Annotated in this window: 14 protein-coding genes; 8 read left to right on the top strand and 6 right to left on the bottom strand. The window is 71.6% G+C overall.

What is annotated here, in order from left to right:
- Positions 1-234 precede the first annotated feature (234 nt).
- Positions 235-1,482 (bottom strand): helix-turn-helix domain-containing protein, encoded by a 1,248-nt coding sequence (locus ACIRPK_RS26895; RefSeq protein ID WP_403042668.1) that lies wholly within the window; start codon positions 1,480-1,482, stop codon positions 235-237.
- Positions 1,483-1,586: 104 nt separating this feature from the next.
- Here ACIRPK_RS26895 and ACIRPK_RS26890 point away from each other — a divergent pair, with 104 nt between their 5' ends.
- The 8 genes from ACIRPK_RS26890 to ACIRPK_RS26855 all read left to right on the top strand — a co-directional run bounded on the left by ACIRPK_RS26890 (position 1,587) and on the right by ACIRPK_RS26855 (position 12,047).
- Complete coding sequence (locus ACIRPK_RS26890; protein WP_403042666.1) at positions 1,587-1,805, top strand: hypothetical protein; 219 nt, start codon at positions 1,587-1,589, stop codon at positions 1,803-1,805.
- 937 nt (positions 1,806-2,742) lie between these two features.
- Entirely contained in the window at positions 2,743-3,327 is a 585-nt protein-coding gene (locus tag ACIRPK_RS26885) for a hypothetical protein (protein WP_403042663.1), read from the top strand.
- A gap of 379 nt (positions 3,328-3,706) precedes the next feature.
- Entirely contained in the window at positions 3,707-4,762 is a 1,056-nt protein-coding gene (locus tag ACIRPK_RS26880; RefSeq protein WP_403042660.1) for a hypothetical protein, read from the top strand.
- Between the two features lie 28 nt (positions 4,763-4,790).
- Positions 4,791-6,290, top strand: coding sequence for a hypothetical protein (locus ACIRPK_RS26875; RefSeq protein ID WP_403042658.1), 1,500 nt, complete (start codon positions 4,791-4,793; stop codon positions 6,288-6,290).
- A 284-nt stretch (positions 6,291-6,574) separates the two neighbouring features.
- Complete coding sequence (locus ACIRPK_RS26870) at positions 6,575-9,394, top strand: DEAD/DEAH box helicase (protein WP_403042656.1); 2,820 nt, start codon at positions 6,575-6,577, stop codon at positions 9,392-9,394.
- On the top strand, positions 9,391-10,392 hold the full coding sequence (locus ACIRPK_RS26865) for a hypothetical protein (protein ID WP_403042653.1): 1,002 nt from the start codon (positions 9,391-9,393) through the stop codon (positions 10,390-10,392). The genes ACIRPK_RS26870 and ACIRPK_RS26865 overlap by 4 nt, the downstream gene beginning before the upstream one ends.
- 121 nt (positions 10,393-10,513) lie before the next feature.
- Entirely contained in the window at positions 10,514-11,419 is a 906-nt protein-coding gene (locus ACIRPK_RS26860; RefSeq protein ID WP_403042652.1) for a hypothetical protein, read from the top strand.
- Positions 11,420-11,663: 244 nt separating this feature from the next.
- Positions 11,664-12,047 carry a hypothetical protein gene (locus ACIRPK_RS26855; RefSeq protein WP_403042650.1) on the top strand — a complete coding sequence of 128 codons (384 nt, stop codon included), beginning with the start codon at positions 11,664-11,666 and terminating at the stop codon, positions 12,045-12,047.
- 44 nt (positions 12,048-12,091) lie between these two features.
- On the opposite strand, the gene ACIRPK_RS26850 is transcribed toward ACIRPK_RS26855, so the two are convergent.
- The 5 genes from ACIRPK_RS26850 to eis all read right to left on the bottom strand — a co-directional run bounded on the left by ACIRPK_RS26850 (position 12,092) and on the right by eis (position 17,616).
- On the bottom strand, positions 12,092-12,688 hold the full coding sequence (locus tag ACIRPK_RS26850) for an HD family hydrolase (protein WP_403042649.1): 597 nt from the start codon (positions 12,686-12,688) through the stop codon (positions 12,092-12,094).
- Positions 12,689-12,794: 106 nt separating this feature from the next.
- Complete coding sequence (locus ACIRPK_RS26845) at positions 12,795-14,186, bottom strand: sporulation protein (RefSeq protein WP_403042647.1); 1,392 nt, start codon at positions 14,184-14,186, stop codon at positions 12,795-12,797.
- A 149-nt stretch (positions 14,187-14,335) separates the two neighbouring features.
- Positions 14,336-15,529 carry a M20 family metallopeptidase gene (locus ACIRPK_RS26840; RefSeq protein WP_403042645.1) on the bottom strand — a complete coding sequence of 398 codons (1,194 nt, stop codon included), beginning with the start codon at positions 15,527-15,529 and terminating at the stop codon, positions 14,336-14,338.
- Positions 15,526-16,320 (bottom strand): XRE family transcriptional regulator, encoded by a 795-nt coding sequence (locus tag ACIRPK_RS26835; RefSeq protein WP_403042643.1) that lies wholly within the window; start codon positions 16,318-16,320, stop codon positions 15,526-15,528. Before ACIRPK_RS26835 ends, ACIRPK_RS26840 begins: the two co-directional genes overlap by 4 nt.
- A gap of 117 nt (positions 16,321-16,437) precedes the next feature.
- A complete protein-coding gene (eis, locus tag ACIRPK_RS26830) occupies positions 16,438-17,616 on the bottom strand; it encodes an enhanced intracellular survival protein Eis (RefSeq protein ID WP_403042640.1) in 1,179 nt (392 codons plus the stop codon).
- Between the last annotated feature and the right edge of the window lie 5 nt (positions 17,617-17,621).

Genomic DNA, 17,621 nt, shown 5'->3' with positions numbered 1-17,621 from the left:
TGGTGGTCATCGTCGGTGGCCCACCGACATCAGCCGCCGACTGACCACAGCACACCTGGCGGCGGCCCGCAACGGTGAACGCACCACGGGGAGTTGTGCCACCTCTGGGGTGGCACAACTCCCCGAAATGTTGGCTGCGCTTGAAGAAAAAAGTCAGGCCGGGCTGACATTCCGTCGGCGAACCCCAGGGCTTGGCCGGAGGCCGTACATCGCTCCCCTGAAGGGGAACGAGGGTCAGGCGTCGTTCAGTGCATTGGTGAAGACTTCCTCCGAGCCGAGCGAGCGGAGCAGTGGGCCCAGCAGCCGCCGCGTCACCGCGCCCGGGGCGTCGTTCAGCTCGGCCAGGGTGACTCCCGTGGTTTCCTCGTAGGTGTCAGCGCTGTACTTGTGGTCGCTGGGGAACTGTGCCTGGGTCGTGAACCTGCGCCGGCCTCGGAGCCGGGTGGCTCCCACCCCGACCGCCCAGTTCCCGTGGTAGCCGACTTCGTTGGAGACCAGGCGGACCAGGTCCAGCAAGTGCCGAGTGAGAATGACGGCGCCGGCGTCGAAAAGAACCTGCTCCTCGTCCCTGGCCACCTCATCGGACAGTCGGGACATGAACAGGCGCAGCCCGCCGCTCTCGGATAGCTGGACCTCGATGACGCTCTTCTCGGCTCCGCTGGCCGTGACGAACGTACGGTCGGAGTTGAGACCCGAGGAACTGAGCGCCACTCCCCTGGCCCGCCGATGTCCTTGGTGGGCATCGCTCAAGTTAGGGCTGAATCCACCGTTGGAGAGTGCCTCGTGCAGGCCCGGGTTCTCCAGGACACGGTGGATCAGGATCTGCAGACGTGCGCTCCAGTCCGGGGCGCCGGTGATGGGCAGACACACATCCCGCCGCGCAGCGGTGGGCTGGGCAACAAGGAAGAAGTGCGATCGGGCTCCGACCTCGCGCAGCGGGTCCTCGTCCATCTCCCTGCGGAGCAAGGTGAGGGTGTCGGCCTCGGAGTCACGCCGCTGCTGGTGGAGGGCGACGACCTCGGAGTCGCCCATCTGGTACTTCGTCTTGTCGCCACGGCCGAAGTAGCGGTTGTCGACCATGTGCGGTGCGACGGGGCTGGCCGGGATGTGCACGACCAGGTAGCCGGTGCCGTCGTCCGCGGCCGAGTAGATCTCCTCGGTGAGGACGGTCAGTGGCGGGTCGGGAAGGGTGCGGGCGACCTGCTCCACCTTCTCGGCCAGCCCGTTCAACGGCTGCGGGGCGAGTTCGAAGGTGCGCTCGTCCTTATTCTCCTGCACCCCGATGATCAGGGTGCCGCCGTCCACGGCGAACGAGGACAGGTCGCGGGCGAGTTCCCTGTTGTCACCCTTGTTGCTCGGGGCCTTCTTCAGGTCCAGGTGATGGTTCTCCTCGAACAGGCCGCCGTCGACGGCGGCCTGGAGGTCAGCCTCGGTCTTCGGCGCCCATCGGGGGTTATCGGAGGAGAGGTAAATCGACGTCACTGCAGATCCCGCTTCCCGTGGTCTACGCCCCGGCCAGTCCGCAACCTGAAGGGCTCAGCGATAGGGTACGGAGCGGATCCCGCGTCCAGGAGTTCTTCGTCAACGTGGGGACCCACTGGTGGGCCTCGGGTGACGGGTTCTACGCCTGCCCGGGCTGTCGCGAGCTGGTGGACAGCAGCGACTGGCCCCGCCTGATCGCCTACGCCGACCTCGGCTCGCGCGGCGCCCAGGTGACCAAAGGCTTCCGCACCAACCACGTGCCCAGCGCGATCGCCTTCGAGCCAGGTAGCAACCCCGAGACCGGCCGCTCCGCCTCCGCCTGACGGCGCGTCACCGGCGAGATCCGCCCCACGGCGTGGGCCGTCCCGATACGCTGCCGGTGGGTCGCGCGGTGTGTCGGTCCCGGACCGCTGCTGGCCGCTACCGGCAGCACCAACGTCCTGACGGTGCCCCGCATCAACGCCCGCCCAGCAGACTGTCCTGGTGCCCTCCCCTGGCCCGGATCGCGGGCCGGCCACCAGAAGGACACCCTATGGTGAAAACCACGCCAGGAAGAACGCCGCCCGCGCCCGGGCCGCCGAAACCGGCGAGAGCCACCAGGCCGCCGTCGCCGCCGTCCGCGCCCTCCCGACGCGACCCTCTACCCTGCCGCAGCCCCCGACCGACGAGGAAATCCTCGCCGAAGGGCGGGTCACGATCGCCGCCGCGCTCGGCGAACTCGCCCAGCAGGCCGACGACCCGCAGCGGCGCAGCCTATACCTGGAGCTTCTGGGAGGTCGAGGCCTCCACGACAGCCGCCGGCCTGCCGCCCGATCGGGCCGAGCTGGCCTACCGCGAAGCTAGCTTCCACTGGTCGAACCGCTGGAACGCGCTGTCGGAGAACATGTCCGGCTCCTGCGACGAGCAGCTGCGCGGCATCAACCGGTGCTACTGGGCGCAGCGGGTGATGTACGAGTGGGGCCTGGCCCCGGGAGTGGGACACCCACCTGGACGGGTACGGGGACTGACGGCAGGTCACCGTGGCCCGGCTCCGCCTGGAGGAGCCGGGCCACGGTGGTGTTCGGGATCGGCCGGCCGCTGTCCTCCGGTAGCCTGGCGGCGGCGAGCTGAACGCCCATTCCGTTGTCGTGCGCCCACGCCGCGCGAGTCCCGGGAGAAGGTCCTACGGGATCCACGCCGCTGGACTTCATCAACCGTCGGATCCTCTTCTTCACCGGCCGATGGCGTGGGCACACAGTGCCGGTCTCCGAGGAGACGATCGTGACCAAGCGCAACACCGACCAGCAGCGCGCCCGCGAACTGCAGCAAGCTGAGGGCATCAGCTACCACGAAGCCCTCAACCGGGTACGGGCGCAGCGGCAGTCGCAGCGGGCCCGGCCGGAGATCCCCTCCAGCGTGGTGCTGACCGAGTCCACCCTCATCGCCGTCGAATCGGCCCGGGGCGTGCGGTGCATGGCCTGCCACAAGCCGATGGGCTTCGACGACTGGGCGGTTCACCTGGCGGACGTGACCGGCCGCGGCTACTTCGACCCCGCCCTGTGCCGGGGCTGCGCCACGGCGATCGGCAAGGCCGTCGCCCACATCCCCGCGCACCCGGCGCCGGACCCCGACGACCCGGACACCCTCCTCATCCCGGACAGCGCCGCCGAGGAGGTCGTGGCGTACCTCTCCCCGGACCGCGTCCACCTGCTCTGCCTGCGCCACGCCCCCACCGCCCCGGCCGACGACGACGGCCGGTACGAGCCCGTGACGGCGAACGACCTCCAGGCCCTCGGCCACGGGTTCCGGCCGGGCGGAGGCGGGCACCACTGCAGCGTCTGCCACCTCGACGTCCTGGACGCCTGACACACCCCCTGCGGGGTCCGACGGCCGGTCATGGCCGCCGATGCCCCCGCCCCTCCTCCCGGGCCTCCTGCGGGCTACCGAGAGCCCTGCGGCGGTGCTGCGGCTCTCGGTGGGCCGGTGGCCTGCGGTGCGGCAGAATGCGCGGTGGGCCTGGTCGGCAGCTGTGATGCCGACCAGGCCCACCTTCGTCTCGCCGTCCGTCAGCGTTGGCTGCGGCCTCGGCTCGGGGAGGACCCCCTGTCGCCGCGGCCTGACTAGCCCCGGTGAGGCGGACCTCACCCGCCCTGGACCACCGACAGCCGGGCGCGGCGCTTCTGCCCCGCCCGGCCAGTTCGCCAATTCCCTCGACGGGCAGGTCCCGGCGGCCCGAAACTGAGCCATGGACAACCCCCCGGCCGCACTGCCGGCCCTGCCCTCCGCAACATGGGCCTCCAGCCTGACCCACCCTGCACTGGTCACGGTCGTGGACGCCTGCGCGCTCGCCCAGGTGGCGTGCGGCGCCGTACGCGACGGGGAGCCGGTCGACCTGATCAGCGCGCTCGCGGGCACCGGCCGCTCGAACACCTTCGGCGCCGCACACATCGTGGAGGAACTGCAGCAGCACCTGCCCCGGATCGCGGCCGCGACGGGAGTGATGCTCGGCCAGGCCGAGCACATGCTGTGGCAGCGGATGGTGCCGGGGGTCCCGATCGTCGACCTCGCCATCGGCGACCACCTCTCCCCCGCCTCCCGGCTGCTGCTGCGGGACGACCCGTCACTTCCCGCCCGTGCCCGCGGTGACGCCGACGACGCCCCCACCGCCGCCCTCGCCGAGTTCCTCGCCCCCGCGGTCATCCTGACCCAGGACAGTGTGTTCACTCGGTTCGGCCTGGCCGTCCCGGTGGACCAGTGGGTCGGCATGGCCCACGGCCTGCTTCGCGCGGCCGGTTTCGAGGCGAACCTGACCGCCTCCGCCTTCGTCGCCGAGATCGCCGCCAGGCTCGCCTGGCAGGCAGCAGCCTGGGCCGGACGCGCCGCCGCGCGCCACCCTCTCCTCGCGTCCGCCGTCGTCGCCCTCGCCGTGATGGTCTGCCGCCACCAGGGCTTGCTCGAATCGGCCCGGTGGCGGGCAGGAGCCATCTCGCTGAAGGACATCGCCGAACCGCTGCTCAAGCAGTTCGCGGCGGCCAGCGAGGACCACGACCTCACCCGCAACCGCCTCGTGGTGGTGGAGCCGACCAGCCCGGCCACCACCGAGCAGGCCGCCGCCCGCCACCTCGCCCGCACCCGCACCGCCCTGACCCCGGCGCAGCTGCGCGAGGCGCTCGCCGACGACGGAACCCGTGTCCCCGCCACCCGGCTGAAGGCCGCGATGGCCGACCATCCCGCCTTCTCAAGGCTCTCCGGCGACCGGTACCTCCTCGGTCGCCCAGCACTCCCCGCCTCTGCCCGCTGACCTGTACGAAGGACACCCCGAACCAGCCATGCCCCGCATCACCGAGCACTACCCCGTCCCCGACCGCACGTACGTCAAGCGCCTCCGGCGCCACGCACCGAGCTCTCTGGTCCCGCTCATCGCCGCGACCGGCGCCAAGCTGCCGTCGATGACCGACCCGGAGTACCGGCGCAGCTTTGCGGCACGCCTCTACAACCCGTGGGCGCTGCTGGACACCGCCTGGATGTCCCTGCTGCGCGGCACCGAGAACCGGTCCAGGCCTGCCCGGCCGGCCGACCTGGAGGAGATGCTCCAGCTCTACTTCGCCCTGGACGAACCGATGCGCCAGCAGCCGGTGGGCGAGCGGCTGGAGGGCTTCCTGCTGCGGCTCGCCGGGCAGCAGTTCGTCTGGCAGGAGCATGAGTTCAGCGAGCTCGCGCGCCCGATCGCCATGCTCCAGCACACCACCGCCGCCGAGCCCGCGAAGCTGAAGGCCATCACGCCGGGCTGGGACGAGCGGCTGTTCGGCTGCTCGCTGGGTGACTACGTCGGAGTCGCCCAGATGCTGTGGGGCGTCTCAAAGGCCAGGGCGGGGCGGTTTGACCCGCAGTGGATGGCCGGTGACCTCGGCTCCTTCGCCTCGCTCACCACCCCTGAGGAGCTGGCCAAGGTGATCGACGCCCACTTCGCCACCACGACCCGGGCGTTGCGCGACCAGGCGAAGGCGGACACCGAGCGGGCCGCGGCCGCCGGGACGCTCCCGCTGGACCCGGCGCTGCGCCGCTTCGCCTTCAACCCCCTGCGTGCGCGGCCGGCGCTCTCCGACTTCGGGCCCGGCTACCTCCTCCCCGTTCCGGCCGCCGCGCTCGCGAAGGTCTCCCCCTTCGGGCTCTACTACTCCGGCTGGGAGGTGCACAAGCAGACGTTCGCCAACGACCTCGGCGACCTGTTCGAACAGTACGTCGGCCGCCAGCTCGGCCTGATCAAGGGAGCAACCGTCCATCCCGAGATCAAGTACAGGGACGAGAAGAAGAACACGGTCAAGTCGATCGACTGGTTCGTGGTGCTCGACGACCTGGTGCTCCTGGTCGAGGTCAAGTCCGCCCGTCCCACCGCCTCGCTGCGGCTCGGGCCCCTTGAGTGGGCGACGGAGATCGAGGCCAAACTCGCCAAGGCCGTCAACCAGCTCCAGAAGTCGGCCGACCGCGTCACCGACGGCGACCCGGCCTTCGCCCACATCCCCTCGGACCGGCAACTGCTCGGGATGGTCGTCACGATGGAGCCCTACCACCTGGTCAACAGCAGCGAGTTCCGCAGCGTTCTGCCGACCGCCACCTTCCCGGTGACCGTCGCCGCCGTCAGCGAACTGGAGGACGCCGTGGTCGTCGGCGACACAACCGTGTCGGACCTGCTGCGCACCGGGTCCACCTCCCCCGACGGCTGGTCGATCCGGGCCAGCCTCGACGGCCGCATCTTCGGGGAGAACCCGATCCTGGCCAAGGCCTGGGAGACCCTGCCGTTCTCGAAGGCTCTGCCTGCATCTCGCTGAAGCCGCCTGCTCCACCGCGGAACGAACCGGCCGGACCGGCACCGGCACCGGCCGGAGCGCAGTAGCGTGTGCCCAGCGATCGGCCGAGCCCGGGTGCGGCCGCCAGGGCCGCCGCCCGGCGAGGCGGTGCGCTGCGCCGCTGACCGGCCTGTTCGGTGATATCACCGCGCGACGGAGCGGATCCGGAGGTCACTCGATCGAGTGAACCCTGCGGTGCTTGAGCCTGCCCCCGTCCGGCTGGGACAGCATGGCGTCGTCGCCGACGCAGCGAGGGAGAAATTGCGGTGAGCAGCACCGACCTGACGGAGTGGCCGGCGTCGTTCGAGCCGGCTGACCCGCCGAGGCTCGGCCGGTTGATCTTCTGGCGGTCCCATGCGCTGGCGGTGGTTCCGGACGAGCCGCCCGCAGGGGCGGAGTTCTTCGCGGGGCACACCGTCGCCGTGGCGCGTCAGCATCGCGAGGGGGTGCGTACTTCGTCGGTCTCGTACTGGTCGATGCCGGTAGGCGCGGCCCTGCCGGTACTCGCCCGGGCCCGACTGGAGGGGACCGGGGACGAGGCGAGCCAGTTCTGGGGCGCGGCGGCGCTGTTCGCGTTGGAGCTGGTCGCCCGGGGCCGGATAGACGTGGGCGTGACAGCCGCCGGATTCGACACCTGGCGGTGCGTGCCGCAGACGAAGGACGAACTGGCGACGCTCGCCGCCCTTGCTCAGGCGATGCCGCCGACGGCCCACGCCGTCCTCTTCCAGCAGGACATGCGGTTCGGACGGCCCCTGATGCCCGAGCCAGCGTTCCTTCTCCGGGCGTACCTGGACGCGGTCGTCGATGCCTTCGTCCGCACGCCCGACGCGGAGGAGCGCACCGGTACGCCCCTCTTCGCAGCCCTGCCGGTCCAGCACGTGCCGCAGCTCGCCCTGCACAGTGTGCCCGCCGCGGTGCCGCTGGCTCGGATCTCGCTGCGGGTCGAGATCGACGACGACGGGCCGTTCGGTGTCCGGGCCGTTCTGCAGGTCCGCCGGACAGGCCCCGACGAGGCGTTGCTGGACGCGGCAGAACTGTGGGGCGAGGGCGCGGACCCCGGGCTCGACCTGGTCCGGCTGCACGCCCAGGTGGCCCTGCACACCGCGGCCGAGGTGTGGCCCCCGCTGGAGGAGTTCATCGACCACCCCGGGCTGGCCTGGCTCGACCTGTCCGCCGAGGACGTGGACGACCTGCTCGGCGAGCCTGCCGCGGCCCTCGCGGCAGCCGGTTGCGACGTTCTGCTCCCGCGCGACGTGGTCCGGGCCCTGACCATGAGCGCGGTGCTCTCCACCAAGAGCCCGGGCTCGGCGATGCCGGGCGGCCTGATGAGCGAGGACAAGCTGTTGGACTTCCGGTGGCGGGTCGCCTTGGGCGGCAGGGAGCTCACTGCCGCCGAGCTGGACAGGCTCGTCACGGCCCAGCGCCCGTTCGTCAGGCTCCGCGACCGGTGGGTGCGGGTGGACGCGGCGCTGGCCGCCAAGCTCCGCCGCCGACGCCACGCGGGCCTGACCGGTGTCGAAGGACTTGCCGCCGCGATCACCGGCAAGTTCGACGGCCCGGACGGCGAGGCGTTCGACCTCGCCCCGGTGGACGGCTGGCTCGGCCGGCTGCGCCGGACACTGGCCGGGGCCCGCGACCGGGCGCCGGCCATCCCGGCCACGCTGAACGCGACCCTGCGCCCGTACCAGGAAGTCGGCCTGGCGTGGCTACAGCAACTGACCGGTGCCGGGCTGGGAGCGGTGCTCGCCGACGACATGGGCCTGGGCAAGACACTGCAGGTGATCGCCCTGCACCTCTCCCGGCAGGAGAACACGGATACGGCCGGACCGGCGCTGGTCGTCTGCCCGGCAACCGTACTTGGATCATGGACAGCCGAGCTGAACAGATTCGCACCCCACATCCCGGTCCGCCGCGTACACGGCCCCGAACAGCTGCCCGAGAACCTGCCCGATGACGCCGTGGTGCTGACCACCTACACCACCCTGCACCGACGCCTGGACGCGCTCAGCGCCCGGACCTGGTCGCTGGAGGTCCTCGACGAAGCCCAGCTCGCGAAGAATCCGCACACCAACGTCTCGCGGGCCGTGCGGGCCGTCCCCGCCCAGGCGCGGGTAGCACTGACCGGGACCCCGGTGGAGAACAAGCTCGCCGACCTGAAGTCCATCATGGACATCACCTTGCCCGGCCTGCTCGGATCGGACCGCAGCTTCCGCACCCGCTACTCCCGCCCGATCGAGGCCGAAGGCGACGAAGTCGCCGCCGCCCGACTCCGGGCCCTGACCGGCCCCTTCGTCCTGCGCCGCCTCAAGAGCGACCCGTTGATCGCCCCGGATCTCCCGCCCAAGATCGAGACTGACAGGCCGGTGGACCTGACGACGGAGCAGATCGCCCTGTACGAGGCGGTCGTCCGCGAGCACCTGGAGCTGATCGCCACGACCGAGGGCATCGCCCGCAAGGGCCTGGTGTTCAAGCTCCTCACCTCGTTGCGGCAGATCTGCCTGCACCCGGCCCTGTACCTGCAGGACGAGGACAACCCGGCTGGGCGCACCTTCGCCGAGCGGTCCGGCAAGGTGGCGCTTCTCGACGAGCTTCTGGACGTCATCATCCCCGAGGGCCAGTCGGTGCTGGTCTTTACCCAGTACGTGCGGATGGCCAAGCTTCTCGCCGAGCACCTTGCCTCCCGGGACGTCGGCCACGAGCTCCTGCACGGCCAGCTCTCGGCCAAGCAGCGCACCAAGCTGGTCGACCGCTTCCAGGAGGGCCGTTTCCCCGTGTTCCTGCTCTCGCTGCGCGCGGCCGGCAACGGGCTCACCCTCACCAAGGCCGGGCACGTCGTCCAGATGGACCAGTGGTACAACCCTGCGGTGATGGACCAGGCCAGCGATCGCGCCTACCGGATCGGACAGACGCAAACCGTCCAGGTCCACCGGCTGGTCACCACCGGCACGATGGAGGACAACATCATGAAGGTACTGGCCGACAAACGCCGCCTGGCCGACCTGGTGCTCGCCAGCGGCGACGGCGGCTTCAGCGAGCTCGACGACCGGCAGCTGGCCGACCTGGTCACCCTGCGCAGGCACCCGTGAGCCTCGCCCACTCCGCCGCCTACAACCGGAACTTCACCCCGGTCCCCCCACTCGACGGCAAGGCCGATGCCGCCAGCGCCGTCGGCCAGGCCTGGCTCAGCGCGCTGACCGCGGACCCGGTCACCCGCACCCGGCTCGTCCGCGCCCGCTCCTACAGCCGGTCCGCCCAGGTCACCTCGATCTCCATCAACCTCGCCCCGCACGACACCTACCGGGCGCAGCGGATCGGCACCATCCGCTGCGCCTTCGCCTCCGAGGAGGAGACGTCGCCGTGGGACCAGCGGGACTGGGAGACCCGGGTCACGGTGGACGTCCCGTGCTTGCCCCCGCAGCAGTGGCGGGACCTGACCCACATCGCCCGGGCTCTGCCCTTGCGGTGGGCGCAGATGACCGGCGCCGAGATCACCGAGCGGCTGATCATGGAGGCCGAGCGGCACGATCTCCCCCTGCTGCCCGATCCGGAGGACGTGTTCCCCGAGTGCGGCTGCACGGCCCGCAGTGCCTTGTGCAAGCACGCTGCCGCCGCGCTCCTCCAGACCGCCCGGGTCCTGGACACCGACCCGTTGGCGCTCCTTCTTCTGCGCGGGCGGTCGGCCGCTGACTTCCTGGCCGGTGTCGCCGACCTGGAGCACCCCAGCCTGACGCGGACGTTCCGGGCCGGCGCGCCGGTCGAGCTTCCCCAGGTGAGTGCCGACGACGCCTACGCCCGCCGGCACCGTTCTGCGCGGCATCCTCTCCCACCTCTGCCGGTGCCCGGCCCGGCCGTCTCCCCCAAGGTGGCGCTCACCCCGCTGCCGGGGGTCGACATGGACGACCTGACCCTGCTGGCGATTCGGACGGCCAAGCGGGCGGGCGGAGTGCTCGCCGACCTCATCGCCGAGGCCGGCATCGAGCCCCGGCCCGCCATCGGCGGTCCGCGTGCCGAGATGTCGTTCGATCCGGTCGCCGAGCAGGCGCAGCGTCGCCTGGGCCGTCAGTCGGCCTCGCCGGGCCGGTGACGGTCGGGGTGTCCGTCCGACGTGGTATCAGTGGGTCCGGGCCGAAGGTTCGCCAGCGGTAGCAGCGGCGTGGGACAGCGTGGCCGTTCCGTTCCCCGTCTTGTTGAAGGAAGTGCCGGAGATGGCTCAGAACGCCGCCGAGTGGCTTCAGTGGATCGGCATGCTCCTGGGCGTCGTGGCCGCTGTGGGCGTGCTGGGCCGCATGGCCTGGCGGAGCTACCAGGGGCTCGGGAGCTTGTCCGTCGCCAAGGTGCTCGTCGCCGTAGGGCTAGTCCTGCTACTCCCCGTGGTGGCCTCGTCTTTGGTGCCGGTGGTCGCAGAGGGGTCGAAGAGCGTCGGGGAAGCGCTGGAGGACAAGGCTGACGCCAGGTCGGCTCCGCTGCCGCCCGACGGCACCGTAGCCGACCTGCCCTGGGGCACGATCGGACTGGTCGCCGGCGGCCTCGTTGCGGTGGTGGGGCTGGTCGCGGTCGTGACAGCGGTGAGGAAGCGCCGCAGCAAACTTCGGGCCGCCCAGCTGCGGCGTCACCGGATCGAGGCCCGGCACGATGCCGTGCTGCAGGCCTACGGCGAGTTCACCACCGACATCCTCGCGGTCCTGGACCGGCCGGCCCTGGCGGACGTTGCCGTGCAGGAGACCGCCGACCTTGTGCACGCGCTCGCCGCGGCGAGTGACGCCCGAACCGACAGCAGCACCGACGGCGCCGCCGCGTACGGCCGGGCCGTGACCGCCTTGGAAATCGCGTGGGAGATCGCCGACCGTCACGCCCGCAGGGTCGGCATCTCTCGGCTGCCGGAGCGGGAGCGGACGGCCGTCGAGCAGGCCCAGCGGCTACTACGCACCGCGTTGGGCGCTGGGGTGGCCGACGTCGAGCGGCAGGTTGCCTACCGGCGCGCCATGGAGCTGATCGACGGGATCGTCGTCGTTCCCCGGCCGGCGGCTGCGGCGATCGAGGGCGGAGTGCGGCACCAGATGCTCAAGTCCGCCACGGTGCCCGACGTCCACGACCGCTGGGTCAGCCCGTAGTGCTGGGCGCAGCAAGTGGTGCCTCGGAGCATGTGGTGTCCCGCTGAGGGAACGTTCGGCCTACGGAATGTCTGAAGGTCACGACATTTGTGTCAAGGACTTGCGACATTCCGGGTGGCGCAGTCCCGGGCGGCCGACGGTCGGCAGCGTGCAGCACTTGGGTGAACGGGCTGCTTCGCCCGCGACCTGATCGCTACTTCGGACGTTGACCCGGGCACCCATGATCACCAGCCAGGGAGTGTCCATGCGCCGCACTGCTGCGGCGGCCGCCGCCGTCATCCTCATCTCCGCCTTCACCGGCCCCCAGGCCGAGGCCGCCACCCGCTCGGCGAGTGCCTGCACTCACCGTGGCGGCCCCCAGGTCTGCATCCGGGTCGAGGGCGTTGGGGCGCATGTCGACAAGGCCGTGGCCATCTGGACCAACCCGCCCGGCAGCGTGAAGGAACGCACCGCGCACCTCTACCTGGACGGCCGCGAAGTCCACTACGCCCAGAAGGCGACCCGGCACGGCGATAGCCTCAGCGCCGAGTGGGGATGGTTCGAGTTCGACGGCCGCCTCTGCGTCACTTTCGACGGTGTCTCCGACCGCAGGGCTTGTGAGGACGTCTTCGAGTCCGACCACGCCTGAGCTGGCAACCGCGCTCAAAGCTGCGTAGAGCGTGTTCCGGTCGGTCAGCCGCCGTGGGCGGCCAGGACCCGCTCGAAGTTGCGCTGCCAGTCGGCCGGGTCCGCCCCGAGCGCGGCATCGGCGAGTGCCCGGGCGGCACGGGTCTTGAGCGCGGCGCGGCAGCGGTCGATCTTCCCCTGGACCGCCGCATGGCCCTGAGCGCGGTACTCGACGGCGCGGATCAGGCAGTCCAGCTTGTCGGCGTCGTGGGCGCAGTCGGCCTCCGGGGTGAGGCGGTCCTCGTGTTCGTTGACGGCTTCGGTGAGCACCTCGCGGACGGCGGGGTGGGCGGCGGCGACCTGGTCGGCGGTGACGGTGCGGGGGTCGGCGGCGGTGACGTAGCGGCGGGTTAGGGGCGTCAGGTCGCCGATGCGGGTCTCGTGTAGGTCATGGAGGGCGCACAGCAGGGCCGTGCGGGCGGGGTCAGCACCTTCCATGGCGGCCAGGATGATGCCGATGACGGTGGTGCGGTGGCTGTGCTCGGCGACGGTCTCGGCGTCCTTGATGCCGTCGTAGCCCCAGCCGGTGCGGTGGATGTCCCGCAGGGTGCCGGTCTCGAAGATCAGAGCTGCCGTGCCGGCGGGTTGCAGGTCGGAGGTCATGTGGTCCTCTGTTCGTTGGCGGTTGCGATGGTGGCGGACAGGGGCCTCGCCGGTCGCCCGTCCACGACGGCTGACAGGAACGGCAGCACGGTCGTCGGCGCGGCGGTCAGCTTGCTGCGGCTGTGGGCTGGGTGACGCGGTGGGTGAACTCGCGAGCTCCGGGTTCGTCGCTCCAGGGCGTCAGTGCCTGGGTGACCTTGGCCAGGTAGGCGGTGGCGCGGTTGGAATTGACCCTGGCCAGGATGTCGGCTGCCTCGTTGGCGGTATTCAGGCCCTGGTCGAGATCCCGGCTCTGGAGGTGAGTGGTGGCGACGACGGCGAGGCGGATGCCGGTGGCTCGCGTGAACCGCCCCGACGGCATGCTCTCGGCACGGGTGTTCCACTGCAGGGCGGCCGTGGGCTTGCCCAGGTCGCGGAAGACCTCGGTGGCGTCGGCGGCGATGCGGGCCTCGGTGAAGTAGTCGAGCCACTGAGGGTCGCGGCTGCCGGGGCGGATCTGCGCGAGAAGGTCTTCGGACCGGCCGAGGGCGGCACTGGCGGACGCGGCGTCACCAAGGCGGCCGTGGGCTCGGGCTTCGGCGAGCTTGGCGAATGCCAGGACGCGGGGTGCCGCATGGCCTTTCGCGCGCTCGTAGGCGCCCTGGGACATGTCGACGGCTTGGTCCGGGTGCCCCTGCAGCATGCTCTGGAGCGCCATCGTGGCCATCACGTAGGCGCCCATCTCGATGTCCGCGCCGGCCTTCGCCAGGCGCAGCGCCTGAATGAAGTGCTGCTGGGCGACCACGTGCTGGCCGCTGTCGAACGCTGACCAGGCGACGACCCGGGCGAGTTCGGCGGTAGCGGAGAACAGCTCGCGGCCGACCTCTTCGGTGTAGGTGCCTTCGAGCAGCGGGATGGCCTGGTGGGTGAGGCACTGGCTCACCGAGCTGGAGCGCCAGTCCCCGCCGCCGAACTTCGAGTCCCACTGGCGGGCCTGGTCGGCGGCTTCCCACAGGTCGGTAAGGTCGGTGCGGCCGACCCGTCGTCCGCCGTTGGTGTGCTCGGCGGTGCGGTCGGAGGGGGCGACGACCCAGCGGGTGACGGGGGTGGTGTAGGCGGCGGCGGTGAAGCTGCCGCCGCTCAGGAAGCTGCGTCGGTTCACTGTGCTGGAGCTCCAGTAGTCCATGACGCCTCGGATGGCGTCGGTCCGGTCCCTGGGGAAATCCCATCCCAGTTGGGCGCTGGCAGCGCGCGGCGCGCCCATACCGATCTCTTCGGCGTCAACGAGCCGGCCGACCCGTCGGGCGAGCGCGGCGGCGATGAAGCGCGGGGCGGGGTCCTTGGGGCGCATACCGGCCAGCCAGTTGCCCACGCTGGAGTGCGTGTAGGCGCTCCGGTGGCCTTCGGCCGCTCCGATCTGGTTGACGAGGTAGGCCAGGGCCTTGCGGCTGATGTTGTACGTGGCCAGGAAGTCGGCCAGCTTCGTGTTCGGCTGCTTCGGGGTCTGTGCCTGGTTCACGGCGGTGCTCCCTCGGTCCGGGCTGGCGCCGGAGCCGCATCGCGGCCGGCACCAACCAGGGGACCGCCGTGAGGCCCTGCGCGACCAGGGCTGTGTCTGGGCTGTTTCTGGTATCCCGGGTGGAACGGATCTGGGACGTAGGTGGGACGTCAGACCGGGCGCAGCAGGTCGAGGACGGTTTGGTGGTAGACGGCGTAGACCTTGGGCAGTCCGGTGAGGTGGGCGCGTTCGTCGATGCCGTGGAGGCCGACGTAGGGGACGCCGAAGCCGGCGGTGGCGGCGATGCCGTGGCCGGCGAGCAGGTTGCCGATGTTGGAGGGTCCGGCGGTCTTCGGGCGTGGGTCGAGGCCTGCTTCCTTGGCCGCGCGCAGCAGGGCGGCACCGGGTTCCTGGCCGGGGCCGAGCTGGAAGGGCGGCCAGATGGCGATGATGTCGGTCTCGGTGGGGTGGCGGGTGGGGTGGTCGCGGTCGAGGGCGGTGACGGCGTCGTGGACCAGGGTGCGGGCGTCGTCGGCGCCGAAGGCGGGGGTGAGGCGGATGTCGATGTTCAGGGTGCACAGGTCGGGGACGAGGGAGAAGCCCTCGCCGCCGTGGCCGGCGGTGACGGTGAGCTTGGGCGGTAGCGGGAACGGGTCGCCGTCGGCGGGGGCTGGGAGGTTGGTGTCGTCCAGGGTGCGGATGAGGCGGGCGGCGCGGGACATCGCTCCGACCGTTGGCCGGCTGGAGCCGGAGTGGCCGGAGTCGCCGTGGACGCGGACGTGGGCGCGCCAGAGCCCGCGGCCGCCGACGACGACTTCGTCCAGCCCGGGGTAGCCGATCATCACGCCTTCGGGGCGGGGGATGTCGGGGTCGGCGAGGTAGGCGAGGGCGCCGCCGAAGTGCCCGGTGTGCTCGTCGACGTCCAGGAGCACCGCGAGTCCGCCGGACAGCTCGTGGGCGCGGGCGTGGACGTCAGCGGCGATGTGGACGAACGTCGCGGCCGCGAGCTTGGAATCGGCGCTACCCCGGCCGAGCAGCCAGTCCTGTTCGATGTCGCCCGACGTCGGCGGGAAGCTCCAGGCGCTCTCGTCTCCGAACGGGGCGGTGTCGAGGCAGGCGTCCAAGGTCCACCACGGGCCGGGCCGGCCCCCCTCGATCTCCACCACCAGGGCGACCAGGTCCCCGTCCGGGCTGTGAAGCCGGCGGTGCGGGAGCCGGTAGCGGGTCAGCCACGTCTCCAAGATGTCCAGGACGGGCCCGTAGTCGTCGATGCCGCCGCGGCTGGGCACCCGCACCAGCTGCTGCGCCAGGTCGACGACCGAGGCCGTCCGGCCCTGTGCCGCGTCCAGCAGGTTCTCGCTCACGTTCCTCCTACGCCGTGGTGCTGCTCGCGCGCGGTGAGCGCGAGCACTGCTTCCGGTGTCTGAATCAGCCGGGCCGACGCGCAGGCCTCGCGGCCGTGCTGAACCAGTCCGATCGCAGCCTCGGGACCGGCAACGATTCCGGAGTCGAAGCCGTCCGAGCCGTGCAGCGACGGCAGCGGGATCACCGCCCGGGACTCGGAGGCGACGAAGAACCGCTCCATCGCGGCCGGCTGCTCCACCACGCCGATCCGCAGGGTGGGGTGGCCGTTGCGGCGCTCGCGCGGGTCGCGCAGCTCCAGCAGTCGCAGCAGGTGGGCGGTGAGTTCGGAATGGCGGGGCGGGCCGTAGAGGACGCGGTAGTGCACCAGGTCGGGGACCTGGGCGACGGCGGTCTCGATCGCGGCCAGGTAGGACTTCTCCCGGGAGCGGCTGCCGGTGACGACCAGCCACTCCTGCGCGGTGTCGGCGACCTCGACCATGGCCTCCACCAGGTCCGCCCAGCGGGTCAGTACACGCTGCACCACGTCGGTGCCGGTCTGCTCCAGGGTGCTGGCGGCGGTGCCGTCCTGGTGGGCGAACAGCACCTCGGACCGCTGCCGGTACAGCGTGCACAGTCCCCGCCGGTTCGTCTGGCCGGTGCGGCGGCGCCCGGATTCCCACGCGCTCATCAGGCTGGCGTCGGTCGCGCCGCCGGTGAGGGTGTTGAGTTTGGCCGCCGCGTGGTCCAGCGTCCATCCGCGTGCGGTGCGCTCGCGTTTCAGTCCGGAGTCGCCTTCCGGTGTTCGTGTCATGTTCGTCCCCCTGCCGCTCCCCTTGACGGTGTCGTCCCCAGTGTGGCGCCGCCGGAACCCCGTCTGTCCCGCCGTCAGTGACCGGTGGGACAGACGGGGTTCCGGCGGGCGGAGGTGTCAGAAGTGCTCGGTGAGCCAGGGCTCCCGCTCGCAGGTGGCGCCGATCAGGGCGGCCAGGGACTGCGGCTCTCCGCAGACCCCCGCGAGGCGGGCAGCGGCGACGCTGCGGAAAGCCCCGGCGTACCAGAGGGTGAACTGGCCCCGGGTGAAGACCACCTCGACCTCGGGCGCCGGAGCCGGGGTCAGCTCGGCCTGACCCTTGCTGATCTCCAGCAGGTAGGTCCCGGACTCCGTGCCATCCGGACTGCCGATCTCGACTCCGACTCGCAGGTCGACATCGCCCGGCCAGCCGCGCAGTCGCACCGCTTGTTCCAGGTCCAGGATGCGCAGCATCCACGGCGGCTGGGCGTGGGTGACCAGACTGGTGCTGCGGGGCAGGTGGTGCAGCAGCAGGGGGAACGGCAACAGGCCGGTGCGCTGGAACTGCACGGTGGTAACCCGGGTGTCCCAGCGGCCTAGGAAGGCCATCATCGCGGTGGCGGTGGCCGGCTCGGCCGCCCAGAAGCCGTGGACGCTCAGGCGGGCGCCGCGCTCCGGATCGCGGGTGGTGGCCAGGGTCAGCTGCCCGCTGGGGGCGTCGGCGTGCGGCGGGGTGAACTCGTAGGTCTGGGCGTCGTGGTGCTCGCGCAGGAAGTCGCCCCACCAGGTGGGCCGGGACAGCGGCCCGTTCCAGTCCCGGGCGAGGGCGGCGCGCAGCGCCTCCCCGGCCGGGGAGACGCCGTGCTCGATCCGCAGGTCGCCGGGGTCGAAGGCGCGGTGCAGCGCGTCTGCGGCAACCTCCCAGGTGGCCGCCGGGGCGGGTGCGTGCCAGTCCATCCGGCGGGCGTAGCCGGTCAGGGCGGTCCAGACGGTGGCGAGGACCGCGCCCTGGTCGCGCAGGGGGCGGATTCTCTCCTCCAGCATCCGCACCGCCAGCTGCTGGCCGCGTTCCTCAGGGGCGACGCAGCCCGATCCCAGGCAGGCGGTGGGCACGGGCCGGCCGCCGAAGTGCTGGCCGGCGAGGAAGCCGAGTCCGCCGGCGACGACCTTGCCGCCTCGTACCGCGATGCGGGTGTCGACGTGGCAGGCGAGCTGGCGGACGGCCGGGACGGGGTGGCCGTAGCTGCGGGTGGCGAGGTTGTCGTACTCGTCCAGTAGGCCGCGCTCGGCCTGGATGTACAGGGTTCGCTCGGTCATCGCGG

The organism is Kitasatospora sp. NPDC101801 (genome assembly GCF_044766665.1).
Lineage (GTDB): Bacteria > Actinomycetota > Actinomycetes > Streptomycetales > Streptomycetaceae > Kitasatospora.
Note: the sequence above shows the minus strand (reverse complement) of the source record. Positions and strands in the feature narration are given on the sequence as shown.

What these genes read in the sequence shown, in the direction of transcription:
- eis (WP_403042640.1), bottom strand. Translation starts at nt 17,616, where the DNA reads ATGACCGAGCGAACCCTGTACATCCAGGCCGAGCGCGGCCTACTGGAC.
- ACIRPK_RS26850 (WP_403042649.1), bottom strand. Translation starts at nt 12,688, where the DNA reads ATGACCTCCGACCTGCAACCCGCCGGCACGGCAGCTCTGATCTTCGAG.
- ACIRPK_RS26835 (WP_403042643.1), bottom strand. Translation starts at nt 16,320, where the DNA reads ATGACACGAACACCGGAAGGCGACTCCGGACTGAAACGCGAGCGCACC.
- ACIRPK_RS26880 (WP_403042660.1), top strand. Translation starts at nt 3,707, where the DNA reads ATGGACAACCCCCCGGCCGCACTGCCGGCCCTGCCCTCCGCAACATGG.
- ACIRPK_RS26855 (WP_403042650.1), top strand. Translation starts at nt 11,664, where the DNA reads ATGCGCCGCACTGCTGCGGCGGCCGCCGCCGTCATCCTCATCTCCGCC.
- ACIRPK_RS26860 (WP_403042652.1), top strand. Translation starts at nt 10,514, where the DNA reads ATGGCTCAGAACGCCGCCGAGTGGCTTCAGTGGATCGGCATGCTCCTG.
- ACIRPK_RS26875 (WP_403042658.1), top strand. Translation starts at nt 4,791, where the DNA reads ATGCCCCGCATCACCGAGCACTACCCCGTCCCCGACCGCACGTACGTC.